Source organism: Rhodococcus oxybenzonivorans (assembly GCF_003130705.1).
GTDB classification, from domain to species: Bacteria; Actinomycetota; Actinomycetes; order Mycobacteriales; family Mycobacteriaceae; genus Rhodococcus_F; species Rhodococcus_F oxybenzonivorans.
This window is the reverse complement of record NZ_CP021354.1, coordinates 5,602,811-5,629,805: the sequence shown is the minus strand read 5'-3', so window position 1 is coordinate 5,629,805 and position 26,995 is coordinate 5,602,811. Positions and strand designations below refer to the sequence as shown.

The 26,995-nt window shown below is 61.5% G+C and carries 23 protein-coding genes; 13 read left to right on the top strand and 10 right to left on the bottom strand.

The features are described 5' to 3' along the window. Positions 1-74: 74 nt before the first annotated feature. From CBI38_RS26100 to CBI38_RS26070, 7 genes are all read right to left on the bottom strand, one after another. Complete coding sequence (locus CBI38_RS26100; protein ID WP_109333458.1) at positions 75-1,511, bottom strand: aldehyde dehydrogenase family protein; 1,437 nt, start codon at positions 1,509-1,511, stop codon at positions 75-77. Between the two features lie 308 nt (positions 1,512-1,819). Then, positions 1,820-2,350 (bottom strand): MaoC family dehydratase, encoded by a 531-nt coding sequence (locus tag CBI38_RS26095; RefSeq protein WP_204164825.1) that lies wholly within the window; start codon positions 2,348-2,350, stop codon positions 1,820-1,822. A 2-nt stretch (positions 2,351-2,352) separates the two neighbouring features. After that, on the bottom strand, positions 2,353-3,330 hold the full coding sequence (locus CBI38_RS26090; protein ID WP_109333456.1) for an HpcH/HpaI aldolase/citrate lyase family protein: 978 nt from the start codon (positions 3,328-3,330) through the stop codon (positions 2,353-2,355). A gap of 9 nt (positions 3,331-3,339) precedes the next feature. Beyond that, positions 3,340-4,551, bottom strand: coding sequence for a CaiB/BaiF CoA transferase family protein (locus CBI38_RS26085; protein ID WP_109333454.1), 1,212 nt, complete (start codon positions 4,549-4,551; stop codon positions 3,340-3,342). Next, positions 4,548-5,738, bottom strand: a complete 1,191-nt coding sequence (locus CBI38_RS26080) for an acyl-CoA dehydrogenase family protein (RefSeq protein WP_109333452.1) — start codon at positions 5,736-5,738, stop codon at positions 4,548-4,550. Before CBI38_RS26080 ends, CBI38_RS26085 begins: the two co-directional genes overlap by 4 nt. A gap of 540 nt (positions 5,739-6,278) precedes the next feature. Further along, positions 6,279-7,346: an aminotransferase class I/II-fold pyridoxal phosphate-dependent enzyme gene (locus tag CBI38_RS26075; RefSeq protein ID WP_109333450.1), complete on the bottom strand. Its 1,068-nt coding sequence runs from the start codon at positions 7,344-7,346 to the stop codon at positions 6,279-6,281. Next, positions 7,343-9,025 carry a nitrite/sulfite reductase gene (locus CBI38_RS26070; protein ID WP_109333448.1) on the bottom strand — a complete coding sequence of 561 codons (1,683 nt, stop codon included), beginning with the start codon at positions 9,023-9,025 and terminating at the stop codon, positions 7,343-7,345. Before CBI38_RS26070 ends, CBI38_RS26075 begins: the two co-directional genes overlap by 4 nt. Positions 9,026-9,123: 98 nt before the next feature. Between CBI38_RS26070 and CBI38_RS26065 the strand changes: the two genes are divergently transcribed. The 5 genes from CBI38_RS26065 to CBI38_RS26045 all read left to right on the top strand — a co-directional run bounded on the left by CBI38_RS26065 (position 9,124) and on the right by CBI38_RS26045 (position 15,111). After that, complete coding sequence (locus tag CBI38_RS26065; protein WP_109335369.1) at positions 9,124-9,951, top strand: sulfurtransferase; 828 nt, start codon at positions 9,124-9,126, stop codon at positions 9,949-9,951. Between the two features lie 6 nt (positions 9,952-9,957). Next, a complete protein-coding gene (hemQ, locus tag CBI38_RS26060) occupies positions 9,958-10,650 on the top strand; it encodes a hydrogen peroxide-dependent heme synthase (RefSeq protein ID WP_109333446.1) in 693 nt (230 codons plus the stop codon). Between the two features lie 62 nt (positions 10,651-10,712). Beyond that, positions 10,713-11,189: a MarR family winged helix-turn-helix transcriptional regulator gene (locus CBI38_RS26055; RefSeq protein WP_109333444.1), complete on the top strand. Its 477-nt coding sequence runs from the start codon at positions 10,713-10,715 to the stop codon at positions 11,187-11,189. 49 nt (positions 11,190-11,238) lie between these two features. After that, positions 11,239-11,673: a DUF5313 family protein gene (locus CBI38_RS26050; RefSeq protein WP_109333442.1), complete on the top strand. Its 435-nt coding sequence runs from the start codon at positions 11,239-11,241 to the stop codon at positions 11,671-11,673. A 96-nt stretch (positions 11,674-11,769) separates the two neighbouring features. Then, the gene (locus tag CBI38_RS26045) at positions 11,770-15,111 is read left to right on the top strand and encodes a protein kinase domain-containing protein (RefSeq protein ID WP_109333440.1); all 3,342 of its coding nucleotides are present in this window, start codon (positions 11,770-11,772) and stop codon (positions 15,109-15,111) included. Positions 15,112-15,166: 55 nt separating this feature from the next. Here the strand turns inward: CBI38_RS26045 and CBI38_RS26040 are convergent, their stop codons facing one another. Then, complete coding sequence (locus CBI38_RS26040; protein ID WP_109333438.1) at positions 15,167-16,426, bottom strand: MFS transporter; 1,260 nt, start codon at positions 16,424-16,426, stop codon at positions 15,167-15,169. Between the two features lie 94 nt (positions 16,427-16,520). Between CBI38_RS26040 and CBI38_RS26035 the strand changes: the two genes are divergently transcribed. From CBI38_RS26035 to CBI38_RS26005, 7 genes are all read left to right on the top strand, one after another. Then, on the top strand, positions 16,521-16,901 hold the full coding sequence (locus tag CBI38_RS26035; RefSeq protein ID WP_109333436.1) for an ArsR/SmtB family transcription factor: 381 nt from the start codon (positions 16,521-16,523) through the stop codon (positions 16,899-16,901). 298 nt (positions 16,902-17,199) lie between these two features. Beyond that, entirely contained in the window at positions 17,200-18,213 is a 1,014-nt protein-coding gene (locus CBI38_RS26030) for an alcohol dehydrogenase catalytic domain-containing protein (RefSeq protein ID WP_109333434.1), read from the top strand. Positions 18,214-18,544: 331 nt separating this feature from the next. Further along, positions 18,545-18,952: a hypothetical protein gene (locus tag CBI38_RS26025; protein WP_109333432.1), complete on the top strand. Its 408-nt coding sequence runs from the start codon at positions 18,545-18,547 to the stop codon at positions 18,950-18,952. Next, entirely contained in the window at positions 18,949-19,833 is an 885-nt protein-coding gene (locus CBI38_RS26020) for an alpha/beta fold hydrolase (protein ID WP_109333430.1), read from the top strand. The genes CBI38_RS26025 and CBI38_RS26020 overlap by 4 nt, the downstream gene beginning before the upstream one ends. A 215-nt stretch (positions 19,834-20,048) precedes the next feature. Continuing rightward, complete coding sequence (locus CBI38_RS26015; RefSeq protein ID WP_230989971.1) at positions 20,049-20,492, top strand: PaaI family thioesterase; 444 nt, start codon at positions 20,049-20,051, stop codon at positions 20,490-20,492. Between the two features lie 117 nt (positions 20,493-20,609). After that, positions 20,610-21,347 (top strand): IclR family transcriptional regulator, encoded by a 738-nt coding sequence (locus CBI38_RS26010; RefSeq protein WP_109335367.1) that lies wholly within the window; start codon positions 20,610-20,612, stop codon positions 21,345-21,347. 355 nt (positions 21,348-21,702) lie between these two features. Further along, positions 21,703-22,467, top strand: a complete 765-nt coding sequence (locus CBI38_RS26005) for a GntR family transcriptional regulator (protein ID WP_109333428.1) — start codon at positions 21,703-21,705, stop codon at positions 22,465-22,467. A gap of 666 nt (positions 22,468-23,133) precedes the next feature. On the opposite strand, the gene CBI38_RS25995 is transcribed toward CBI38_RS26005, so the two are convergent. Beyond that, positions 23,134-24,453: an MFS transporter gene (locus CBI38_RS25995; protein ID WP_230989970.1), complete on the bottom strand. Its 1,320-nt coding sequence runs from the start codon at positions 24,451-24,453 to the stop codon at positions 23,134-23,136. A gap of 485 nt (positions 24,454-24,938) precedes the next feature. Between CBI38_RS25995 and CBI38_RS25990 the strand changes: the two genes are divergently transcribed. Further along, the gene (locus tag CBI38_RS25990; protein ID WP_109333422.1) at positions 24,939-26,159 is read left to right on the top strand and encodes an MmgE/PrpD family protein; all 1,221 of its coding nucleotides are present in this window, start codon (positions 24,939-24,941) and stop codon (positions 26,157-26,159) included. A gap of 326 nt (positions 26,160-26,485) precedes the next feature. Here CBI38_RS25990 and CBI38_RS25985 read toward each other — a convergent pair whose 3' ends face one another. Beyond that, the gene (locus CBI38_RS25985) at positions 26,486-26,899 is read right to left on the bottom strand and encodes an ester cyclase (protein ID WP_109333420.1); all 414 of its coding nucleotides are present in this window, start codon (positions 26,897-26,899) and stop codon (positions 26,486-26,488) included. Between the last annotated feature and the right edge of the window lie 96 nt (positions 26,900-26,995).

Below are 26,995 nucleotides of genomic sequence, written 5' to 3'. Positions count from 1 at the left end.
GTACGGGCGGCAGCGTTAGTCCTCTCGGCGCCTGACCTTTCCGGCTCGCGGCGCAGCGGTGTTTTCGAACGCCATCACAGGCGGGCGGTGACTGTCTTCAGTTGGCAGTAGTGCTTGAGTGCCTCAAAGCCCTTCTCTCTCCCGAACCCGCTTGTTTTATAGCCTCCGAACGGGGTTTCGACACCACCAGCGAAGTACTCGTTGATGAACACCTGGCCCACCTCGATCGCACCGGCGACACGGTGAGCTCGGCCGAGATCTTGGGTCCACACGCCCGCGACAAGTCCGTAGTCGCTGTCGTTGGCGATTTCGACGGCCTCTCGGTCAGACTCGAATCGGAGCACGGTCAGCACTGGGCCGAAAATTTCTTCGCGGGCCACGCGCATGGTGTTATCGACGTCGACGAAGACTGTCGGCTCGATGAACAACCCGCGGCCGAGCCGTCCGGTGTCGGCCACTTTTCCCCCTGTCGCGACGCGTGCACCTTCACGGGGTCCCAGCTCGAGATAGGAGCGGACCTTGTCGAATTGGCCGCGGGTGGCCAAGGATCCGATGTCGGGGTCCTCGATGCCCGGTCCAATGACCGTAGTCTTCGCTTGAAGGACGAGCCTGTCGACCAACTCGTCGTGCACTGATGAATGCACGAGTAACCGGCTGCCGGCAGAACACACCTGTCCAGCCTTGGTGGTGAAGGCAGTCCACGCGCCTGCCGCCGCGGCGTCGAGGTCGGCGTCGCTGAAAACTATGTTGGGCGACTTACCGCCCAACTCGAGAGTAAGCGGAATCAGTCGTCGGGCGGCGGCTCGCATAATGGCCCGGCCAGTTTCGACTGAACCGGTGAAGACAACCTTGCGGACGAGGTCGTGGCCTGTCAGCGCAGCGCCTGCGTCGGCGCCAAACCCGGGGACGACATTCAGGATGCCCGCGGGTAATCCGGCTTCCACGGCGAAGCGGCTCATCTCGAGGGCAGACAGTGGTGTGTCTTCCGCGGGTTTGAGAACCACCACATTGCCCATCGCGAGCGCCGGGGCAATCGCCCGCGCGGCCTGGTTGATCGGCGCGTTCCATGGGGTGACGACACCGATGACACCGAACGGTTCATTACGGGTATACGAGAGATAGTCGGGTCCGAGTGGAATCGTCTCGCCGTGGACCTTGTCTGCGGCTCCACCGTAGTACTCGAAGTATCGTGCGGCGGTCTCGATATCTATCTTCGACTGCGAGAGCGTCTGACCAGTGTCCAGCGTTTCGATTCGGGCGAGGTCCTCCGCGTGTAGCCGCAGTGTGCGAGCTATCTCGAGCAGGATACGACCGCGGGTGGCGGCCGGAGTATCACGCCATGAGGCGAAGGCGCCCTGCGCTACGGCGACAGCTGAGTCGATGTCTTCCGCCTGACCGAGCGCAACCTCGGCGATGACCTCGCCTGTTGCGGGGTCGCGGGTGGAAAAGTACTTCCCACCCTTGGTGGGCTCGTCATGTCCGCCGACGAACGCTCCGTACCGTTCTCGCATGGTGCTTCCTTCTTCGAGTGTGCACCGCGTGGCCGCCGGTCACGTCTCGGTGAGGCCGCACATCGGCACAGCGTTTCTGCTTTATAGCGTCGATCGCCTCAGCGATCTCTGTCAAGCACAGCCGAATCGGGGTTCGGTGCGGCTGGCGTATGAACGTCCATGGGGCGGGCTGGGTGCTTCACTGATCGGGTGGACACCCAGCCCACTCCGGGACGAGCGGGGGAACGAAATACCCATATCGGTCCGGCACAATCGAGCTTGCCGGTTGGTCACCGACGACGAGGGTGTGAATGATCCCGCGCAGTCGACTACGCGTGTGGCACGGGGCGAGCGGGTTGATCGCCGCCGTGTGTGTCACCGTAGCTTCGCGTGGGTACGAGAACTTTGCGTCTGAAAATGCACACGACTTGCCCGTCCTGCTTGTAGCCACGGGTTTCGACGTACACGACGCCCCGGTCCGCCTTCGACTTCGAGGGGGTAACGTCCAGGACCTGTGTTTCACCGTAGATCGTGTCACCGTGGAACGTGGGTTTGACGTGCCGCAGTGATTCGATCTCGAGGTTGGCGATCGCCTTGCCGGAGACATCCTGTACCGACATGCCGAGCAGCAGCGAATAGATGTAGTTGCCCACCACCACGTTGCGGCCGAAATCGGTCGTCTCGTCGGCGAAGTGACTGTTGATGTGCAAGGGATGGTGGTTCATCGTGAGGAGACAGAACAAGTGGTCGTCGTACTCGGTGACGGTCTTGCCTGGCCAGTGCTTGTAAATGGCGCCGACCTCGAAGTCCTCCAGGTAACGGCCGAACTGCATGTTCTGTTCTTTTTCGATGGTTGTCATGTTCAGACTCCAGTCTTCACGGTTTCGGGTTCGGCCTGCCACACGTCGAGGCGTTCCATGCCCGCGGCGCGGCCCTGACCTGCGATGACCAGGGCCATCTTGCGGGAAGCTTCATCGATCATCTCGTCGCCGAGCATGACGGCGCCCTTGCGGCCCCCTCGATCAGAGGTAAACCACTCGTAGGCGGCGAGAATGTTCTCGGCATGGTCGTAGTCGGCTTGTGCGGGACTGAAGGTATGGTTGGCCGCCTCGATCTGGCCAGGGTGCAGCACCCATTTTCCGTCGTAGCCGAGGGCGGCGGCGCGGCCGGCTACCTGGCGGAAGCCGTCGACGTTTCGGATTTGCACGTAGGGACCGTCGATCGCCTGTAGCCCGTTTGCCCGAGCCGCCATCAAGATCCGCATAAGCGGGTAGTGGAATGCATCCCCGATCTCGTAGCCTGGGGGCTGCTCACCGATGACCAGTGACTTCATATTGATGCTTGCCATGAAGTCTGCCGGTCCGAAGATAATTGTTTCGGTGCGCGCCGAAGCGGCCGCGATCTCGTCGACGTTGATCAGTCCGGCGGCATCCTCGATCTGCGCTTCGATGCCGATACGCCCGACCTCGAACCCCATAGTCTTTTCGATCTGCGTCAAAGTCAGGTCCAGCCAAGCGATCTGTGCTGCGGACTGCACCTTGGGAAGCATGATGCAGTCGAGGTTCTCACCCGCTCCCTCGACGACCTCCACCACGTCTCGGTAGGTCCAATGGGTGGTGAGGTCGTTGACTCGCACTACGCGAATCTTCGATCCCCAGCCGCCTTCGTTGAGTGCGGCGACAATGGTTTTTCGTGCGCCGGGCTTCGCGAGTGGTGCGCAGGCGTCTTCGAGGTCGAGAAAGACCTGATCAGCGTCGAGGCCCTTCGCCTTCTCGATCATCTTCGGGCTCGAGCCGGGGACTGCGAGGCAGGACCGCCGCGGTCGTTGCGTTTTCGTCATTGAATCTCCCTATCTTGTTTCTTCGAGTTGGTAGATGGCTGTGGTGCTCTCGGGCCGGCCCAACACTTCGTCGGTATGTTCGCCGAGCAGTGGTGCTCGCCGAAGGCGGGTCGGGGGAGCATCCGCGAATTTGATCGGGGTATTGGCGATCGTCAGCGGACGGGGTACGCCGGGATGCTCGACCTCGACCAGCATGTTTCGGGCGTGTACATGTGGATCGGTGTAGATGTCTTCGATGGTATTGACCGGCGCGACAGGCACCTTGCCGCCAAGTGCTTCTATGATCTGATTCTTGGTCCGCGTGGTGGTCCACTCGGTGATCGCAGACATGGTGAAGTCACGATTGGCGAGTCGCCTGACGTTGTCCAATGTGCGACTGTCGGTTGCCAACTCGGGGCGACCGATCACCACGCAGAGTTGCTTCCAGTGATTATTGCCCGGCGCAGCGATACTGACCCACCCATCAGCGGCGGGGACAACATCGAAAGGACAGAGCAGGGGATGGCTATTTCCTTGACGCGTCGGCACATCACCTGTGTAGGAGTGCTGGTACACGGTTCGTTCGCACATTGCCAGCATGGCGTCGTACATCGATACGTCAACGAAACTACCCACCCCGTCGCGACGCGCACGGTGCACGGCCGAAAGCACGCCGATAGCCGCAAACAGTGCCGGCACGGTATCACCGAGCCCGGGACCCGTCTTGATCGGGGGGCGGCCGGGTTCGCCTGTGATTTCCATCAGGCCACTGAGAGCTTGGACGGTGATGTCGTAGGCGGGCCAGTCCCGCATCGGGCTGCTGCCGGTGCGTTCGTCACCGAATCCGCGGATCGCCGCGTACACCAGGTGCGGATTGGCTTCGCGGAGACGCTCGTACGACAGTCCGAGCCGGTCCATGACCCCGTGACGAAAGTTCTCCACGACGACGTCGGCGTGGGCGACGAGTTCGAGCAGCGAGGAGCAACCCGCTTCGGTGGTGAGGTCGAGCACGACCCCGCGTTTGTTGCGATTGACGCTCTGGAAATATCCGCCGAACGCGCGTAATTCGTCGTCGGGTGCGAACGGTCCCTGTGCTCGGATGAAATCACCGTGAGGCGGTTCGACCTTGATCACGTCGGCGCCCAGATCCGCCAAGACCATGGTGGCGAAAGGGCCGGCGAGCATTGTGGTCAGGTCGACCACCACCACATCGTTCAGTGGTCCCTCGGTCGGGGATTTCATCGCGCCGGCCTTCCGAGGATCGAGTCCGAGATGATCTTCAACTGGATCTCTGAGGTGCCCTCGAAGATTTTTGTCAGCTTCGCGTCCCGCCAGTGCCGTTCGACGGCGAAATCGGTGGTGTAGCCAGCACCACCGTGAATGTGAAGTGCCTCGCTGGTTACCCGCTCGGCCATTTCCGTCGCGAAATACTTGACCATGGACGCCTCCACCGGGCTCGACTTCCCCGCGTCGACTGCCGCGCATACGCGATACATCAGTGAACGCGCTGCCTCTACCTCGGTGGCCATGTGTGCGATCTTGAATCGTATTGCCTGGTTGTCCCCGATTGGCCGGCCAAACTGAACACGCTGCTGCACATAGGAAATCGAGTCCTCGAGCGCCCCCCTGGCGACACCGATCGCTCGTGCGGCGGTATGAACCCGGGCGGTCTCCAGGTCTCCCATGGCGACTTTGAAACCTTCGCCCTCCGGCCCGACCAGGGCATCGGATGCGGCGTATGCGTTGTCGAACGAAAGCTCCCACGTTCGCCATCCGTGGTAACCGATCTTGCGCACCGGGGTACCTGTCACGCCCTCAGGCAGCTCCCCGCGAGGTTTCGGCATGATGAAGCAACTGATTCCCCGGGAGCGATGTTCCCGATTGAGCGGTGCGGTACGCGCAAAAACCTGAAGGTAGTCGGCTCCGTCGGCGAACGTGCACCACATCTTCTGGCCGCTGATCCGCCACCCGTCTGCGTCCCTGGACGCCCTTGTCGACAGAGCTGCCACATCGGATCCTGCATCGGGCTCGGAAAGAGCAAACGCGCTGAGGAATTCTCCAGTCGCCATGCGCGGTAGGTACTTTCGGCGCTGCTCCTCGGTGAACCCCGCCGTGAACTGCTGCCCACGAGCAATCAAACTCGACACACTCATCCACGCGCGGGCGAGTTCCTCGACGATGACGGCGTACTCGAAGACCCCGAGGCCCAGTCCACCGTACTCCTCCGGAATGAGGACACCGAAGAATCCCAGATCCGCCATCTTCCGGCGCAGTTCCATTGGGATGTCGCCCTTGATCGGGTCGAGTTCGTTCGCCACCGGCAGTACTTCCTTGGCGGCGAATTCCCGTGCCATTGCCTGAATCGCGAGACGCTCTTCGGTGAGATATTCGCTTCCGGGCGACTCGACGTCGCCAACTACAGCAGTCATAGGACTCAACCCTTCGTGTGTGCCGTATAGCGGCACGGTGTTCCGATATCGATAAGGATGCCGTACAGACGTCGATTGAGTCAACCCCCGTTCGGGATAGCTACAGCGATGTGGAGGTGTCTTTGTGCACGTCAAAGTGTGCGACGGCCTCGTCCCTGCCTGTGGTCGGTACGGACAGGCATCCGAAACGGGGAGGTGAGGCGGGCGGAACCGTGCCCATAGTTAGCACGGTATGTCTATCCGAGGCAGCCGACAGCCTCAGTGCCGCGTCCGGTCGGTTCCATGGGGCCACGCCTCGAAACCCCGACCGTTCTGTCGCAGCGCTCCCCGCGCGGTCGATGGCACGCAGTCTCAGTTTCGGTGCAGAATCCCGGGTGCGGGAAGTACCCGGATGGTGTCACGTCGACTGACGGGGTTGGCCCGTCCGCGTACATCATGCCGCGGCTGTGCGCCGGTAGAAGACTGCCCTGGACTCCGCTCTGGCTCGACTGCGATTGTGCGCGGAAGAGGGAGCTCATCTGGTGTCTAACGGCCCGCGACCTACCGGTTGAGCAAGTCGTCAACGCACGCGAGTAGATGTTCGTTCTCGCGTCGGCTGCCTATGGAGACTCGAATTCCCTCGGGTCCGACCTGTCGGACGAGCACACTGCGATCCGCCAGCCGTCGGACCTTCGTCATGGCACCGTATTGTCGGGGGAGGAACAAGAAATTCGCCTGGCTGGGGACGACCTCGACTCCCTCGGCCGACAACGCGCGAGAAATCCGGCTTCGCTCCGACACCGTTTCGGTGATTCGGGATTCGAGCGCACTCGTCACCTCGGGTTCAAGACATGCGAGGGCAGCAGCCTGGGCGACAGACGAGACGGAGAAAGGAACCTGTACCGCCCTGAGGAGAGCACAGACCTCCGGGGACGACAGTGCATAACCGATACGCAGCCCGGCCAAACCTGCCGACTTCGACAGTGACTTCAGGACGACAGCGTTGGGAAACCGGCCGAGAAGTCTCGTACCGCTGGCCGCGTTCGGATCGGTGACGAACTCGCGATAGCATTCGTCGACCACGACTACTAGATCCTCGGGCACAGACTCCAAGAAGGATTCGAGGGCGGCATGATCGACGGTCGTGCCGGTGGGGTTGTTGGGAAGGCACAGGAACACCACACGTGTGCGGTCGGTGATTGCGGCGGCGATGCGGTTGAGGTCGAGTCGGTACTCGGAGGTGAGCGCAGCTCGAATGGGTGTCGCGCCCACTAATTGCGCAGCGTGTTCGTAACTCGGGAAGGACGGCCACGGGCAGACGACATCGGTTTCGGGGCCCGCGCAGGCGATCACGATGTTGCGCAGCAGGGTGCTCGATCCGCTTTCGACGACGACGTGATCGGCCGGGAGATGCCATCGTTGCGCGAGAGCGCCGGTCAGGTCGCTGCTTGTGAAGTCGGGGTAGCGGTTCGCGTGCGTAATGCTGGTGCGGATCGCCGCCTGCACCCTCTCCAGCGGGGGGAAGGGTGATTCGTTCGATGCAAGTATCGCTGTTGGACGAGCGAGTGGCCCGACGCGCCCGGGTAGATAACCGTCCATTTTGAGGATGCCGGCGCGATGCCGAATCATGTGAGAGCGGATTCCGCGGCGCGCTGCACCCAGGACGCGAACTCTTCTGCTTCGTTGCGGTCGGCGACATAGCGGCGAACCACGCGTTCGACGTAGTCGGCGACCTCGGTCGCAGGCAGTTTGTGGCCACGCACCTTGCGTCCGAAGCTTGTGTCCAAGCCGAGGCTTCCCCCGAGATGCACCTGGAATCCCTCTACCTGGTTCGAGTCGGCGTCGGTGACGATCATTCCTTTGAGGCCGATGTCTGCGACTTGTATCCGTGCGCAGGAATTCGGGCAACCGTTGAAATGCAGAGTGATCGGGCGTTCGAGCTGATCCTCGATATCGGTCAGGCGTTGTTCGACCTCGGTGATGACGGTGGCCGCCCGCGCCTTGGTCTCGACGATTCCGTACTTGCAGAATTCGATGCCGGTGCACGCCATGGTGCTTCGACGCCACCGCGTCGGCCGCGACGGGAATCCGAGGGTTTCGAGGTCGGATTGCAGTGGGCCGATCTGCTTGCCAGGCACATCGAGGATCACGAGTTTCTGCATCGGGGTGATGCGGACTCGACGCGACCCGGCGGCTTCGGCGGCATCCGCGAGGGCGATGAGCATGCTTCCGCCGACCCTGCCGACGACGGGTGCGATTCCTACCGCGTGGAGACCATTCTTTTGGCGCTGAATTCCGACGTGGTCGCGTGGTTCGTCGAGCGGCTCCGGCGCGGGCCCATCTGCCATCGGCCGTCCGAGGTACTCCTGCTCCAGTACGTTGCGGAACTTTTCGACGCCCCAGTCCGCCACCAGAAACTTGAGCCGCGCCTTCGCTCGCAGGCGTCGGTACCCGTGGTCACGAAAGAGGGACACGATGCCGATCCACACGTCGGGCACGTCCTCGAGCGGCACCCAGGCGCCCAGGCGCTCCCCGATCCGAGGATTCGTCGAGAGCCCACCGCCGACCCAGACGTCGAGTCCCGGGCCGAAGTCCGGGTGTTCGACCCCGATGAACGCGACATCGTTGATTTCGTGAACCACGTCCTGCAGTCCGGAGATGGCGGTCTTGAACTTGCGAGGCAAGTTGGAATACTCAGGGTTGGCGATCAACCGTCGGGTGATTTCATGTACGGCCGGCGTAGCGTCGAGGACTTCGTCGGCAGCGATTCCGGCCATGGGTGAACCGAGTACGACACGGGGAGTGTCCCCCGCGGATTCTGCGGTCGTCAGGCCGACACCTTCGAGTCGACGCCAGATCTCCGGCAAATCCTCTACTCGAATCCAGTGGAGCTGAATGTTCTGACGGTCGGTCAAATCCGCTGTATCGCGGGCGAATTGCCTGGAGACTTCGCCGACGACCCTTAGCTGCTCGGTTGTCAGAGCCCCACCGTCGATTCGGATCCGGAGCATAAAGTGCTCGTCCTCGAGCTCCTCAGGGGTCAGGGTGGCGGTTCGACCACCGTCGATGCCTGGTGCTCGCTGGGTGTAGAGGCCCCACCAGCGAAAGCGACTGCGTCGATCAGTCGGGTCGATCCCGGCGACACCGGTGTGGCAGTACACCTCCTCGATCCGCTTACGGACATTGAGGCCGTCGTCGTCCTGCTTCACCTTTTCGTTTACGTTGAGGGGCTCGCGTTCGCCCTGTGCCCACTGCCCCTCTTTTCGTAGGGGCTTCACCGCGGTGGGGCGGGTTCTCGGTGTCGTCATCGATGGTCCTCCAAGTAGGGTGACCCAAAATATAGCGCACGAATAGATCGTGTGCTAACTATGTATGCACTACCTATTTGCCCGAGTGAAGGATGAACATGAGCAGAAGTACTTTTCTGGTCGACGCCGACTGGGTCGTCGACCACGGGCAGGACTCTGATGTCGTACTGGTGGAGGTGGACGAGGACACCGCGCAATACGACATCAACCACATCGACGGCGCTGTTCGTATCGACTGGAAGCGCGATCTGCAAGATCCGGTCCGCCGCGACTTCATCGACAAGCGATCGTTCGAAAAGCTTCTGTCCGCCAAAGGTATCGCGAACAGCGATACGGTGATTCTGTACGGCGGAAACAACAACTGGTTCGCCGCCTACGCCTACTGGTACTTCAAGCTGTACGGGCACCGAGACGTGCGGTTGCTCGACGGCGGACGCAAGAAGTGGGAACTCGACGGACGCCCGCTCTCGCGCGAAGACGTCATCCGACCGGGCACCAACTACGTCGCCTCGGAACCGGTGTCCGGGATTCGCGCGCACCGCGACGAGGTCATCGACCAAATCGGAAGGTCGAGCATTGTCGACGTCCGCTCTCCCGACGAATTCTCAGGCAAGATCCTCGCCCCGGCGCATTACCCGCAAGAACAACCGCAGGTTGCCGGGCATATTCCGACGGCTGTCAACGTTCCGTGGTCCAAGACGGCAGCCGACGACGGCACCTTTCTGCCAGATGACGACCTCCGCGCCCTCTACGCCGATGCGGGTCTTGACGAGGTGAGCGACATCATCGTCTACTGCAGAATCGGAGAACGTTCGGCACACAGCTGGTTCGTACTCCACGAACTGCTGGGCTATTCCGAAGTTCGAAACTACGACGGCTCGTGGGTCGAATACGGCTCGTTGGTCGGCGTACCGGTCGAGAAGTAATCAGCCGTGTCGCGCTCTCGCATCAACGAACTCAACCAACGGGTCCGCTACATGATGTTCACGGTTTTCAAGGTGACCGCAGGTGCACTTCCGGACCTGCGGGGCGGCGTTGCCGAGGACGCGCAGGCCGCCTTCGACGGGTTCGCAGAATTGGGTGTCACCGTCCGCGGTATCTACGACGTCTCGGGTCTGCGCGCAGACGCTGATTTCATGATCTGGACGCATGCCGAGTCCGTCGAGGAATTGCAACGCGCGTACTCGCATTTTCGGCGTTGCTCCCTCGGGCGCGCATGCGCCCCGGTGTGGAGTGCGGCCGCGCTTCACCGGCCCGCCGAATTCAACCGCAGTCACATCGCCGCCTACGTGGCCGATGAGCAACCGGGGCGGTACGTCTGTGTGTACCCGTTCAATCGGTCACTGGAGTGGTATCTGCTGCCGGACCCGGAACGGCGCCGCCAGCTTGCCGAGCACGGTCGTGCGGCCCGCAACTACGCGGACGTGCGGGTCAATACCGTGAGTTCCTTCGGGTTGAGTGACTACGAATGGATCCTGGCGTTCGAGGCGTCTGATCCCAGTCGAATCGTGGACATGATGCGGGATTTGCGCGCGACGGACGCGCGTCGTCATGTTCGGCTGGAGACGCCCTTCTTCTCGGGGCCTCGCACGGAGCTGGGCGTCCTCATCGATTCACTCCCGTGAACCGGCCAGAATGGTTAGTGCAATATTAATTATCGCACTAACCATTCTGGTATCGTGATCTTATGACCTTGGACAGTGACCAGCGAATCGCGGGTAACGACTTGCTCGCGCTCGATCGGCAGGTGTGTTTTGCGCTCGCCATCGCGAACCGAGCCGTGCTCTCCGTCTACCGTCCACTGCTCGAGCCGATGGGGTTGACCCATCCGCAGTACCTGGTGATGCTCGCCCTCTGGGGGAAGTCGCCGATGGCTGTCAAGGAGATCGGCACAGCCTTGCAACTCGATTCCCCAACCCTCTCGCCGCTCCTCAAACGCCTCGAGGCTTCCGGATTGATCACGAGGACCCGCAGCCGGGCCGACGAGCGGCAACTGAACGTCGAGTTGACCGATGCCGGAGTTGCACTCCGTGCCGAGGCCGAAAAAATTCCGCCGGCCGTCATCGACAAGCTCGGCGTCAGCTTGACCGAACTCGAAGAACTCCACAAGATCCTCACCCGAATCAATCAAGCCGCGCTTCGAGCGGGAGCGCTGGACCACTGACGGCCCAGGCGTCGATATCAACCTCAGCGCAATGTGAACAGGATTCGTGATGTCGCGACAGACCGAACGCACACGGCCGAGCCCGATCCAATGGCTCGGATACGCACTAGGCCGCAAACTCCCTCACTCGATGCAGGACTGGGTTCGAAACGACCTGACAGGGGATCGGGCGGTTCCACGGCACCTCGTACGCAGCATGGTGCCGTTCATCCCCGTCTTCGCCGCCTTCCTGCTTTTTCCCGGTCCCTTGTGGTTGCGCGGCTCGATGATTCTGCTCGGCCTCCTGCTCGCCCTCTTCTACGCGGTGTCCTACATGGCCCAGAATCGTGCACGACGACTCGAGCGTCACGGATTACCGCCCGATCTCGAGAATCCGAAGAAGGCCTCTCAACACGAAGCAGAAAAGGCGGCATACGAGAGACTTCACGGCCCGGCGCACCTTGGGCATGTAGAACTGCGACGGAGCGGGAACGAACTCGCCTAGCATCGCAGATTGGGTGACAGGTCCTTCTGGAACCCGCGTGAATGTACGCTGGATTTCCTGAGGAAGCTGTGTCAGCCTCCGGATTGAAGCAGTCCGATGACGGAACCTGGATCGCAAGATACACAGCGCGCCGATCTAGACGCGGTCGCAGATGAATTGACTGCGGTCGGCTTCGAGGACGTCCGAGAAATCGGCCGCGGTGGATTCGGCGTGGTGTACCGCTGTACACAACCGATGCTGGATCGAACGGTGGCGGTGAAGGTCCTGACCGCACATCTGGACGAAGAGAATCGAGCCCGCTTCTTTCGCGAACAACGCGCGATGGGACGCCTCACAGGACACCCGAATATCGTCAGCGTTCTCAATGTCGGTTCGACCGCCAGCGGGCGTCCTTACCTGGTGATGCAATACCATCCACAAGACTCACTCCAGGCCCGGCTTCGACTATCCGGCCCGCTGGGCTGGTCCGAAGCACTCCGCTTGGGCGTGAAGATAGCGGGTGCACTGGAGGCCACGCACCGGGTCGGTGTCCTGCACCGCGACGTCAAGCCAGCGAACATCCTGCTCACCGACTACGACGACCCTCAGCTGACCGACTTCGGCATCGCTCACATCGCCGGTGCCTTCCAGACCGTGGAAGGTACTATCACCGGCTCGCCGGCTTTCACCGCCCCCGAGGTCCTCGCCGGCGGTCCCCCTAACGCGGCTTCCGACATCTACAGCTTAGGTACGACACTTTTCTGCGTCATCACCGCGCACGCACCGTTCGAACGGCAAGAGGGTGAGCAAGTAGTCGCCCAGTTTCTTCGCATCACCACGGCACCCGTACCTCGCCTCGAGGATCAGGAGGTTCCAGGTGACGTCCGGGAGATCGTCGAACGAGCGATGGCTCGCGACCCGGCGAACCGGTTTGCCACCGCCGAAGAATTCGGGCACCAACTGCAGACTGCACAGGCACGACACGGCCTTCGTGTCGACGACATGGCGATACCGAACGGTTCTCGGCAGGACTCAGTCGGTCCTCCCTCGCCCGGCGGGCTGGTGAGTGGGCGCACACTTCCAGGCCACGCAACGCCGAATACTGCAGAAGTGGCCTCAGCAGTCGGAAACAGTGCTGACTCTTCGCCGCGGCGGCGTGGTAGTGCTGGAAACCTTCCCCTTGATTTGACCGGCTTCGTCGGTCGCCGACACGAGATTGCTGAGACACGCCGACAGCTCGCGGCCTCCAGGATCGTCACACTCACAGGTATGGGCGGCGTCGGCAAGACGCGGCTTGCTCTTCGGGTCGCCCACGATGCGCGGCGAGGATTTGCGAACGGAGTCTGGTTGGTCGAGCTGGGGGAGCTGCGGGATGCGCAGCTGGTGACCAATACCATCTCGGAGGCCCTGGGGTGCCGCCACCAATCGGGTAACTCCGCCCTGTCGGCGCTCACCGAGTATCTCGCCGACAAGCAGCTGCTTCTCGTTTTAGACAATTGTGAGCATCTGCTCGAAGCGGTGGCTGCACAGGCAAATACGCTGTTGCGATCGTGCCCGGGACTGCGCATCCTGGCGACGAGTCGCGAGCCTGTAGGACTTGCCGGGGAGGTGGTGCTGCGCGTACCCCCGCTGTCGGTCCCGGATGACCGGCGTGTTCCATCGCTTCGAGAGCTACCACAATACGAATCCGTCATGCTCTTCGTCGAGCGGGCAACGACAGTTCAACCCGACTTCGAACTGACGGCCGAGAACCAGTCCGCCGTGACTGCGATTTGTCAGCGGCTGGACGGGCTTCCGCTCTCCATCGAGCTGGCAGCGGTGCGCTTGAGAGCGATGTCCGTGCAGCAAGTGCTCGATCGACTGACCGATCGACTTCAGTTGTTGAAACTTGGCAGTCGGGCGGCGCCGAGTCGCCAGCAGACACTCCGAATGTCTATCGATTGGAGTTACGAGCTGTGCTCGCCCGACGAACAGCAACTGTGGGCGCGGTTGACGATATTCGCCGGCAGCTTCGAACTCGATGCGGCCGAGGACATTTGTGCCGGCGCCATCGCGTCGGCCGATCTACTCGACCTGCTTGCGGCCTTGGTCGACAAATCGATCGTGATCAAGGAAGAAGCAGGTTCGGTGGTCCGCTACCGCCTCCTCGAAACCCTGCGAGACTACGGGCGGGAAAAACTCCAGCGACTAGGCGGCCTCGCAGTTCTGCGGGAACGGCATCGCTGCTGGTACCAGAAACTGGTCATCGGAGCGGAGACGGACTGGGTGAGCCCCCGGCAACTGGACTGTATTCGCCGGCTCGACCGCGAACAGCCCAACCTACGAGACATCCTGCGATTCTGTTCAGAATCACCGGAAGGAGCTGAAACTGGTCTACACATCGCGTCCGCGCTCTTCCCTTACTGGATCTCCCGGGGACACCTCAGCGAAGGCCGCCTCTGGTTCGGACGGCTTCTGCAGGCGCACGACAGGCAGCCCACAGTTGATCGCACCAAAGTTCTTTACCAGTCCAGTGTTCTCGCCGGCATGCAAGGCGACACCGCTGACGAGGCGGCGCTACTCGCCGAGGCTGATGCTGGGACCGATCAAGGCCCCGATAGCTCGCTCCCCGCGTTGGCACATTTCGCCGCCGGATGTCTGGCGCTGTACAGCGCCAACCCGGTGCGCGCCGCTGCGTCGTTCAACAGCGCTGTCACCGCTGCGGTCGACGAGAACTACCTTTTCTGTCGTATCGCCAGTCTGTTAGGTCTCGAGTTTTGCAGCATCTCGACAGGTGACGCGCGAACCGGGTACCAGTGTCATGAGGAAATGTATTCGCTGACCGAACAACACGGCGAAATCGTGTACCGCGGACGATCATGCATGACCGGCGGATGGGCATTGTGGATCGAAGGTGAGCTGGCGGGTGCTGTGTCTGTGCTCGAGGAGGGTCTACGGTTGTCGAGCCAAGTTGATGACCAGGTCGGCGTCGCTCGGTGCCTCCAAGTCTTGGCTTGGGTGGAAGCCGACCAACGCCATGCAGTTCGTGCCGCGACCTTGCTCGGCGCAGCGGAAGGCATGTGGCGCGAGATCGGCGGATCGGTTTCGACCTTCCTCGACAAGACTCACTATCAGCGGGAGTGTGAACAATGGACTCGCCGGGCGCTTTCCGAGCGGGAATACCAACGGCAACTTCTGTATGGCCGGAATTTGGGTGACGACGAGGCAGTCGCGTTCGCCCTCGGCAGGCAGTCGCAGGGTGCAAAGACGTCTCTGCCGGATACCCCGGTCGCATTGACCCGTCGTGAACGCGAAGTGGCGAACCTCGTCGCAGAGGGGTTGACCAATAGACAGATCGCCGAGCGGTTGGTCATCGCACAACGCACGGCGCAAGGGCATGTTGAACATATTTTGTCCAAGCTCGGCTTCACGTCGCGAACGCAGATCGCCGCGTGGGTTGCCGGCCGGCCTCCGAAGTAGTGACGAGCAGAACCTCGCACCTGCAGCGCCGGTACCGACCGTCATGGAAGCCGATTTAGACCAGAATCGCGTCGTCGGCCTGTTCGCAGATCGCTACATTTCCTCGGACAGCGTTACCTGAGTGCCGACCTGTACTGATCCGCACGGCTACAAGTGCGATGAGTGCGCACACGATGACGATTCCGGCGAAGGTGGTGACGGCCGAGTGGAAGGAGGTGAACTGTATGAGGTAACCGGTTCCCACGGGAAGTAAAGCAGCCGGGATGTAACCGGCGATGTTGAGTGCCGCGTTGGATTCCGCGCCGTTTCGTGATGGGACCCGGGTGCTTATCAGCGTCAGGGCGGCCAGCTGCCCCAGGCCCTGCGCGGCACCGGCAAGACCCGCAGCAATGACGAACACCGCGGGTGTCGATACGACGGTAATGCTCACTATGAGGGACGACATCGCGGCAATCGCGGCTATCGAACTCAATGCAAGGTGGGTTCGGAAAGAAAAACGGGCAAAGGCGAACTGAATACCGGTGGCCACCAGGAACATGCTGCATGCCGTCACCCCGGCGAGTAGGGTACTGCGATTGCCGATCCCGGTAACGAGGACAGTTGGACCTAGGGAAAGAAAGAAGGACGTCGACGTTATTCCTGGGGCGAAGGCCGCGATCCCCCATGTAAGTTCGCGTCGATTGGGCCGAGGAGCCGAAGGCCACGTCCATAGGGGATCAGAAGGGCGTTGCTCTACGATGGCGCGTTGAAGCGGTAGCTTCGTTGCGAGAACAAGTGCAAACAAGGATATGGAAACCACGATCCCGAATATCCAAAGCTGAGGCGTATCCACCGCTTGTGTAAGGGCACCGGAGAGCATTGGGCCGAGCCCTGCCCCGAATACCATTGCTGCAGAGGCGATCATGGAACCCGCCCGGCGGCGGTGTTCAGGTGCAAGGTCGATCGTTGCCGACATCCCTGCGGTGACGGCCGCGCCTACTGCGGCACCCGCCAAGAGCCTGGCCGCGAACAACCATAAGACGTCGGTGGCCAACAGGAAGAGTGAGGACGCCACTACTGCGGCAAACAGGCCGGGAACGAGAACGATCTTTCGTCCGTATCGGTCGGCGAGTTTACCGGCGACGACGAGTGTGCCGATCAATCCAACCATGTACGCGCCGAAAACGACGGTCAAGGTTCCGGAGCTGAAACCCCAGGCAGCCTGCCAGCGCGCGTACAGCGGCGTGGGCGCATTCGACAGTACGAATATGGCTGTCACTGTGCTTGCGGCCGCCAGCGACCATTTCAGCTTCCGTCGGGGGATTGATGCCTCCATGCGAAGGTCCTCCTGTTCGATACTGGTCGTACCAGTACGCAATTATTCGTACTTCATAGTACGACAAGATTCGTACTTAGGCTATGGTGGATTCATGACCCACCTCGCGCCGACTTACCGCAAGACAGAGAGCGAGGCGGCTCTGCCGCCGGCGCTTCCTGAACCGGCAACATCCGCGCTACGCCTGGAGCGAGTGATGGGCGTTCTTGCCGACCCGCTGCGGCTTACGATCGTCAAGCGACTCCTGACCGACTCGGAGGAGTACGACCACACGTGCGGTTGGTTCGGCTTCGACCGTCCCAAGTCGAGCCTCACCCACCACTTCAAGGCACTCAGAGAAGCGGGTGTCATTCGGCAGCGGCAGCATGGTCTCGAGCGCCGTAGCCGCGTTCGGCTCGAGGACCTCAATGAACGTTTTCCCGGCCTCGTGGAGCTGGTTCTCAACTGGCAACCGGGCGACGGCGATGTTCTGTGAGCTCATGCCCGCGGAGGTTCGGCCCACTCTCGGATGCTTTGATCTCTGTCACTCTTGTCAGGAGCGCAGCTCAGGCGTTTGACTGAGGTATGGGCTTCGATGGCTCACGATGCCGGCCTGGGTCCTCTCGAGACTCGGCTCGGGCAACTCTGTTCTGCCTGTGGCGTCGTGCGGTGCGCCGGATTGCGGAGTCGCAGCGTCTACCCCAATTCGAGGGTGGATTCGAACGCTTGTCATTCTCCGACGAGCACGCCGGCCATCGTGCACAGCGGCGCCCGGCCCGACAGTGAGGATTTACATGCCTACTCATCACGCTGTTCACGTTCGGTCCGCCGGCGAACCGATGACGGTGGTCGATGTCGAAACCACTTCACCCCCACCTAATTACGTCCGGATCACCGTCTCTGCCTGCGGAGTCTGCGGTACCGACCACGCCTTCGTCAACGGCGGATTCCCCGACATGTGCTGGCCCCTCACCCCTGGGCATGAGATTGCCGGAACGATTGCCGAACTCGGTGCTGGGGTCGACGACTATACAGTTGGCGACCGGGTCTCGGTAGGTTGGTTCGGGGGACATTGCGGCCACTGCACTCCCTGCCGTCAAGGTGCCTTCATCTACTGCGAGAAGCTGCAGGTGCCGAGTTGGCAATACCCCGGAGGCTACGCCGAGTCGGTGACAGTACCTGCCAACGCACTCGCCCGGATACCGAGTGAACTTTCCTTAACTGAGGCAGCACCGATGAGCTGTGCCGGCGTCACAACTTACGACGCGCTACGGAAATCCAAGGCTGTCCCGGGTGACCGGGTTGCCATCCTTGGAATCGGCGGTCTTGGCCACCTCGGAGTGCAGTTCGCGCGGGCGATGGGATTTGAAACGATCGCTGTCGCCCGTGGTGCCGGCAAGCGCGAGGACGCTCGTGCACTCGGCGCCCACCACTACATCGACTCCACCGACGGCGACGTCAGTCAAGCTCTGCGGGCGCTGGGGGGCGTGGCGGTCATTCTGGCAACCGCCGCGAACTCGAAGGCGATGGGGGAGATGATCGGCGGGCTGCTTCCGCGCGGCGAACTCACGGTCGTCGGCGTCACGCCCGAGCCATTGCCCATCAGCCCGCTTCAACTGATCACTCCGGGCATCACCGTGACCGGCCACCCCTCCGGTACCGCCCGAGACGTCGAAGAGACGATGCAATTCGCTGTCTTGTCGGGAGTGCGCGCCCGAATCGAGGAACGACCACTGGCCCGAGCCGCGGAGGCCTATGCCGCGATGGAGGAAGGACGAGCGCGCTATCGCATGGTCCTCACGATGTAAACCGTCTTCACGGAATGCTTTGCGCCAAAGGTTTTAGGATGAAAGTAAGAATCATTTAGCCGTCTGAGCGTGCTTGGCACCATCGTGAGATGCGCGAGTGCTGAATCTCCGCCATGAACTCTGCCCAGGAGCCGCGATTGGCGCCGCGACGGCAACCGACGGTATCCCACCTCGATCTCCATTGACTTTCTGTGAAACCGTGCACATACTCATTACTGACACGGCGTACCGCAGAGCGGCACAGAGTCGGGCGTCGTGGTCGCCGAGCCTCCCGTGTGGTCGGTGTGGTTCGCGGTCGGACAAGCGACTTCCCTTGGAAAGGAACAGACTCATGCCATTTGTGGACACGGAGAGGTTCACTGAGGCGCTCAACTTGGATCCGGAATTCAAGATTGCGGCACGCTTCTGGGACGCCATCATCCGTTTGGAGATCGGCGACGAGACGTACATATTGGTGGTCCGCGAGGGGCGGCTGAAGTCGATGGCACCGCCGGCGGGCAACAACTTCATGACAGTCTCGCGAAATTACGACATAGAGGTCTCGGCACCGGCCGAGGAGTGGAACAGATTCTTCCAGCGAGTGCCGCGGCCGTTCTATCAGGACCTCTTTTCCGCGATTTCCCGGCACAACTTCCGATATGGCGGGGACATGAAGATGTTTTTCGCCTACTACGCCGCCCTACGGCGGCTGTTCGACTTCATGCGTTCGTACACCAGGGTTGCCGAGGAGGCGAAATGACCACGACCAAGTTCGACAAAGCAGTTGGACGGTATGTGCATCTGACGATCGACGACATCGAGTATCGGGTCTACTACGAGGAGAGCGGCTCGGGTATTCCCTTGCTGCTGCAGCACACCGCAGGCTGCGATGCCCGCCAGTATCGCCATCTACTGGAGGACGAGGAGATCACGGCAAACTTCCGGGTGATCGCATGGGACCTGCCGTATCACGGCCGGTCGCTACCGCCGCTGTCGGTACGCTGGTGGGAGCAGGAGTACACCCTGACCCAGGATTTTTTCATGAAGTTCGTGGTGGCCATCGCCGACGCTCTCGACTGCCCGGACGCGGTCTACATGGGTAGTTCGATGGGCGGCAATCTCGCGCCGGATCTGGCTCTGCATTACCCGGGGATGTTCCGTGCCGTGATCGGCCTGGAGGCGGCCTTGCATTCGCCGGGCTTCTACCTCGACTACTGGTTCCACCCCGAAATCAGCAACGACTCGAAGCCGGCAGCGATGTACGCGCTCACATCGCCGACTGCACCCGAGGTCGGCCGCCGGGAGACAACATGGGTCTACAGTCAGGGGTCGCCGCCGGTGTTCAAGGGTGATCTGCAGTACTACAGCGTCGAGCATGATCTTCGGGATACGGCGAAGGACATCGATACCTCGAAGACCGCCGTATACATCCTCAATGGTGAATACGATTTCGCTACAGGACCCGAGGAGGCTGAGGAACTCGGGGCGCAGATTAAGGGTGCGAAGGTAGTCCCGATGAGCGGCCTCGGCCACTTCCCGATGAGCGAGGATGCGGAGCAATTCTTCCGCTGCATCAAGCCGGTGCTCTGGGAGATTCGGGACGCTGCCGTGCCGTCGAAGGCCCTTTCGGCTACCCAGTAGCTCCACCGACCGGTTGTGCGGCCGCGGACTCGTGGTGGTTGCGAGGGTCAAGCCGACGGAACCCGCGCGGGGCCGCTAGCGGTGGGGCGCCTCCAACCCCCGCCCTTGGTGGCCGCGCCACCCTCCACCGAAGGCGGGTCCGGCATTTCTGCCATTGCGGTCGGCCGGCCCGTTGGGTAGGAGAGGCCGAAGCAAGAAAGGGAATAGGGGTTGTGGTGACTGAGGCCGCGTGGGCGGAGATACACGACGACGGGTTCATCGGGATGATTGGTCCATTACTCCGCCGCCACACAGCAACTGGCGCGCGAGAATACGGGCTGCGGTGCGGACTGAAACACCGCAACCTTCGAGGAGTAGTGCAAGGGGGATTGATTACGGCCTTCGCCGACCGGGCACTAGGATCGACTGCCCTCCATGAATCCGGCACGCAGAACATGGCCACCGTGCAGCTGAACGTCAACTTTCTCAGTACCGTTCGGGTGGGCGACCTGCTGACGAGTTCGCCACGCATCGTGCGGCGTACGGCATCGATCGTTTTTGCCGATTCCGACCTGCGCGTCGACAACGTGGTAGTCGCCACGGCAACCGGAGTCTTCAAAATCCTTGCCAACAGTTCGCCATCAAGAAAATATGGCACAGGCGAGGGCGGATACAGCTGACCTGCGAGTGCGTAGACCCGAGGGCTGGACATTTCGACATGCTGTGCCGATAATCGGCACAAGAGGAAATGTGTGCTGTCAGCGGCGCTCATTCAACGGCGGTCGAAGGGATTGCAAGTGCAGGGCATCGAACGGGGTTTGCGGGTACTCGAAGCTGTGGCAGAGGCTCAGCCGGTGGGGGTCGGGGAACTGTCACGGACCCTTCAGCTGCCGAAATCGACGGTTCAGCGCACTTTGCAGGCTCTGGCATCGGCGGGTTGGATCCGTAGTGACGGAAGCGAATACACGAGGTGGAAGCTGACCTCTCGGGCGCTCGCGGTGGGTAGGCGTGGATGGGACAAGGGTGACCTGCGTACCGTAGCCCTCGAGCCGATGCGGGAGCTCCGGGATTTGACGAACGAAACCATCACTCTACAGGTTCGCGATGGCGCCGAGCGTGTCGTGCAGATCGAGCGGATGGACTCACATCAGGCGGTCCGCACATTTATCAAGGTCGGTGCCACGTATCAGCTGCCCCATACTTCTGGCGGGCTGGCCATCCTCGCGCAGTTACCGGACGACGAGGTGGACCGAGTGCTGTCGAGTCCGATCGAACAGCTGACTCCGCAGACCGACACCGATCCTGAGTCGATCAGGAAAAAGATCGACGAGATTCGCAGGGTCGGATATGCGGTCAGTATCAACCAGAATCGCATGGGGGTGTGCGCTGTCGGAGCGGCCGTGCGGGGGGAGGACGGATGCCCTGTCGGGGGCATCGGAATCTCGATGCCCGAGACGCGGTTCGACGAACAGCGAGTGTCTTGGTGGGGAAAGCAGGTGAGCGACACAGCAGCGAATGTGAGCTCACTGCTCTGATCCCCGAAAGAGGTGCGTCGCACCGAGCTGCGCGCGGCGACTCCCGCGCAGCGATCGTCACGAATTCGGCTGGCGCGACGGTATCCGCTCAGCCGCGCGAGATCGATGAGCGTTCAGTCTCCGATAGACGGTGAACGGTGCTGTCACGAGCTGCGCATTCCCGCGGGAGCGTACGCGGCGGGCCAGCGCCCATTTGGCAAGGGCGGGTCACACCAGATCTCCCGAGGCGGGACGCACGCGTGCCGCACACTGGCATAGTGTCTCAAAAAACGCTATTCTGATGGCTGGACCTTTTCGACGGATCGGTATGCGATGGACGCCGCAGCGCGACACTTGAACGAATCGGTGCGGGCGCATGGGTGACCGCAACAATGGAAATGAGCCAGCACATCGACGGGTGTCTATTGCGCTGCGCGAGCAAATTGCTGCAGGTCACTTCCGCGGTGGCCGACAGCTTCCCACTGAACTTTCGCTTGCCGAAGAATTTGCGGTGAGTCGGCAGACGGTGCGCCGAGCATTCCACGACCTGGTAGCGGATGGCCTTGTGTACCGAATTCCGGGCCGGGGTACGTTCGTCTCCGAAGACGCGAGTATGCGCCTTCGCCGTCTTGGACACATTGAGGCACTGACCAACCTCCCTTCTGATACCACCACCGAAATAGTTGCGCCCCTTCGGCGCCGGATTGACATCGAAGCCGCAAGCAGACTGCGCCTCGACAGCGATTTCGTCAGCACGATCACGTACGTACGTCGCCATGCAGGTGGTGTGTTCGTGACGACGACTGTTCACCTTCCCGACGCGCACGCGCGCCACCTGTCCGGTGGCACGGAGATGCAATCAGGTGAGATCGGGTCGCAGACGATCATTGGCCTTCTGGAACCACATCTGGCGTCACCCGTGGCAGATCTTGTGCAGTCGATCACGGTCGCACCGGCCGCCGAGGACATCGCCCACTATCTCGGCTGCCCCACCGGGCACCCGTTACTCCGTGCCGATCGCTTGTACCTCGACTCGGACAGTCAGGTAGTCGAGCTGGCGGTCAACTACTACTTGCCCGAGAACTACACCTACCGAATCACTATGGGCAGAAGTCGACAGTCCGCGGCGAGCCACTACTGACGTCGACAGGAATCCGGGCCGTCGGCGGAATCCTCCAAATCGCCATGTCCGATGAACACCCGAGAAGAACCAACCCGGCCCTGTGAGTCATGGTTCAGGTGGAGTGTCGACTACAGGGGCGGCCTGTAACAGATTCGCTCGATCGCGTACTGAATGGGGCAGGGTGTTGGAGGCCCGGGTGGCGGTGGATACCCGCTCGCTAAAGCGCACAGATCGGCAGAAGCATAATTTGATGCAGGGGTGACCCGGCAGAAGCGTTCGATGAACCGGCGGGTTGTCATGCCGAAATGCTCGAGGATTTTCTCGGAGATAGGGTCCCCGTGTGGTGCCCACATGCTGGCGAAGAGACTGATGCGCTCAGACTCGAGCCCAAGGCTTGGTCTGCAACGACGGTTTTGAGGGACACGTACCGAATCTGCAGAATGTCCGCTGCTGGGGCTTCGCCGTCCGAGTGTTTGCGTCCTTTGCCGGCTTCGATCGGAGCAGCACGACGCCGTTCACGCCATCGGCGATACTCACGCGAGTCCACGTACTTTCCGCACTCATCGGAATCGGTGACGCCTGGCACCGCGGGAATGATGATTCGATCGGTCAACCGCTCGGCCGCTACAGTGTTTGGCGTGATGCCGTCTGTAGCGACCGAGCGCTGGCGGTAACCCCCGGCAGCTACGCGGGCACCGAGGGTTTCCGATCGGCATCACCCGATATGTCGCTTCGATACGTTTCCGGCACCGATATGGCACCGAGCAGCGTGATTATGGCGGTGACCACGATGTACCACGGAAAAAACTGGGCGTAGCCGGCATTGGCCAGGCTAGTGGCAACAAGCGGGACCGTTCCGCCGAAGAGTGCCACTGAGAGCGAGTACGGGAATCCCAGGCCGCTCACTCGGACGTGCGGTGGGAAATTCTCGACCATCACGGCTGACGTGATCGATGTGCACAGGCTCAACAGCAGTAGACCGATGAGCTGGATGATGATGAGTGTTGTGAAGTTCGTGCTCGAGATAGAGAGCAGGAAAGGCGTGACGATCACAGTGCCGATGCTGAATGCATACATGCACGGTTTGCGCCCGTATCTGTCGGAGATCAACCCGGCGAGTGGCTGGGCAGCGGTGTAAAGAATCAGGGTGATGATCCCGACTGTCATGGCAGTGGTGGCAGAGACACCGTTCTGGATCTGGAAGTAAGTTGTCAGGTAGGTAGCCCAGAAGTACTGTCCCACGCCCATTCCGGTTGCGATCGCGAACACAATGATGGACTGTCGGGGATAACGTTGCAGGGCAGCGAGTGGATTGCGGCCTGTCGGCGTGGCACCCGATTCGGAGTCGGCCACTTTGAGCGTTTCCTGGGTCCCGCGGCGGATATACCAGGCGGCGACCGCGGCTAATGCGCCGACAGCGAAGGGAATTCGCCAACCGTAGTCGCGCATAGCGTCTTCACCGATGAGTGCGACGAACGCAGTAATGAAGGCAAGGCACGTCAATTTGCCCAGGCCGGAGGCGACGAACATGAAGCTCGAGTAGAAGCCGCGCCGCCCGGCTGGCGCGGATTCGACGATGAAGGCACCCGCCGTCGTGTACTCGCCTCCTGCGGACAATCCCTGCAGGATGCGGGCAACAGTCAAGATTATGGGCGCGGCGACGCCGATCTGGTTGTACGTGGGGCATAGGGCGATTAGCAAGCTACCGCCGGCCATAAGGGTGATGGTCAGACTCAGGGCTCGTCGGCGGCCGTACCGATCTGCGAAGTGTCCAATGAAGAGTCCTGCCAACGGCCGCGCGAGGAACCCGACGGCGAAAACTCCGAATGCGCCCAGGAGGGGCACTAGTCCCGACGATTCCGAGGAAGGGAAGAAGGAAGACGCGAAGTACACCGCTAGGTAGGAGTATGCGAGGAAATCGAAGAACTCGACCGAGTGTCCGATAGTGCCGGCAATCAGCTGCCGTCTCGGGTTTATTATCGCCGTCTCATCGGATGTGTCCATTTTCATTTGCTGGGCGCCTTTCGCGGAGGATGAGGTCGTTGACGGTGGTTTTGAAGGTTCTCGGGTGGTTCCGCGTGGTGGCGTTCGGCCCGGTAGGAACCGTCAGGAACCTTCGAATTCGCGGAACAAAGATGCACGGAAGTGCCTCTACAGGTGAAACTTCGTTCAACTCGGTCCGGCTTCGATGCCACTGGGGCACGGTCGTTGCAGTTGGAAGTGAGACGTTCGATGCGAGTGCGGAAGCAGGAGAGGCAACTCGTCCGTGCTGCTGAACGGCACAGTGTTTCGCTAGGTAAGTATCGTGCTTAGGGTCACAGCTGTCAAGGTTGACGTGCATGTGGTTGCTGCCCCCATATTCCCCGGGTTGAACGGCTCAGTAGCTGATGGTGAAGGCCTCTCGCAAGGCTTGTGGGGTATGCCGCTCAGCGGTATGGTGTTCCGAACTGGGGTTTTTTCAGGAGAACTCTGCAGAAAAGGAGTGGGTAATGACTGGTGCGGTGCAGGAGTCGAGCGTCGTCAGCATGCGTGATCTCGCACGATGGGCTGCCGGTATCGACCCAACGTCCGCAGATCTCGAGCTTGCGCAACGTGCTCTGATTGATACCGTCACCGTTACCCTTGCGGCACTCGATGATCCGGTAGCGGCGTGGACTGATGGCCTGCCGGCTGCGCTGCGTTGGGCAACGGTCGGGCACGTACTCGATTTCGACGATCTGCACATACCGTCCACGACGCACATCAGTGTGGTGTGCGTACCCGCCACCTTGGCAGCGGGCGGTGGTGCGCGAGAGTACCTAGCGGCGGCGGGAGTGATGGCGCGCCTTGGTAGCGCTCTCGGTTGGAACCATTACACGCAGGGATGGCATTCCACCGCGACGGTCGGTGCCATCGCGGCTGCTGTCGCAGCGGGGCTGTCTCTCGGGCTCGACTCGGACGGCGTTGCTACAGCGATGGCGCACGCTGTTCCCGCCGCGGGCGGTGTCCGTCAAGCATTTGGCACCGCAGGCAAGCCGATGCAGGTGGGATTCGCTGCGGATGCCGGCGTACGTGCAGCCCGACTCGCCGCAGCAGGCGCGACTGCCGACCCGCGCGCTGTCGATGAGTGGTTTCGGCTCGTCGGAGGCCGGAACTCCCCGCAACTTGCAGGTCCCCCCATTCCGGATGGTCTGGGGCTAAAGCTTCATCCGTGCTGTTACGCCCTTCAGCGCCCTATCACCGCGATTCGGTCGCTGGGTGCGCTTCCGATCGACGAGATTGCCGGCATACGACTGCACACTCCACGGAGTGCAGTTCTACCTTTGATTCACGACTATCCGAGTACGGGTCTGGAAGGCAAGTTTTCGCTGAATTACGGCATAGCCGCCACCCTGTTGGACGGGTTCCCCGATATCACAAGCTTCACGGATACTGCTGTACAGCGTCCGGAGGTGCGGAGCATCCTCGACCGCATCGGCCTGATAGCTGATCCTGAGGGGGATGGGGTACTCGCCGGCAACTGCAGGGTAACTGTCGAGTTCAGTGACGGATCACAGGTCGAAGCGGTAGAGGAACTCCCGATGGGGCATCCGCGTAGGCCTGCATCCAGCGAGGACTTCGAGGCTAAAGTTCGCGGATGTGTTGGTGAGGAGCGCTCAGGCGAGGTAATGACATTGGACTGGCTTTCGGCAGCGGAGTTGTTACGGCGGTGTCTGCCAGGTAGTGGGTAAGGGCCCGCTCGATTCCAAAACGCATGCTGCACCGGTGGTTTCTGTGCTTCTTGTGGGTATTACCCGAGCCGTGTGCGGTTGCAACCTGGGTGCATGTAAGCGCTCCTTGGGATCGTCAGTCGATGGGGACCGGCGAACGCACAGGACGGTTCCGGCTCGGCGGTAGGCTGGATTGGACACGGGCTGCAGACTGCTCCGGTGACGTGAGGAGGGGAACCTCACGTCACCGGGTTGGGTATCGCCGCGATGAGCAGGGGAGTCGGAGGTCGTGGCTGGACGAGTCACGCCACGACAAATCGCCTTCGGCGCCGTGAGTGGGGTGAATCCTAGGCCGTCAGCCGCCGGTACAGCTCCCATGCATTGCGCTCGACGCGGTTGGACTCGAGCATCCCATCGGCGCGGACGTTCCACACAGCGGTGCCCGTCAGATGAATGGGTCGCCCGTCCGGTTCGGTGCCCATGATGCCGCGGTTGCGCCCGGTCATTTCCCAGAGCGAGGCGACGCGCGAACCGTCCGAGTTTTGGAAGGTCTCGATGGGGATGAACTCCAGATCCTCGACAGTGGCTTGGAAATTACGCACCCATTCCTTGAAGTCGGCTCGGCCGCGGATCGCCTGTCCGCCGGTGACGATGACGAAATCATCGACGACGAGTTCGTCGATCGCCTGGGGATTCTGGGGTGACTGCCACACCCGGGCCCAGAAATTCTCGACTGCGCGAACTCCGTGTTGCACTGCCATTTTGCCTCGATTCTCTCTAACTTGGAAATACCAAGTTAGCATGGGTATGACGAGGCACCTCTGCCGGGCTGCACGAGTTACCCATGCGCCTGTGAG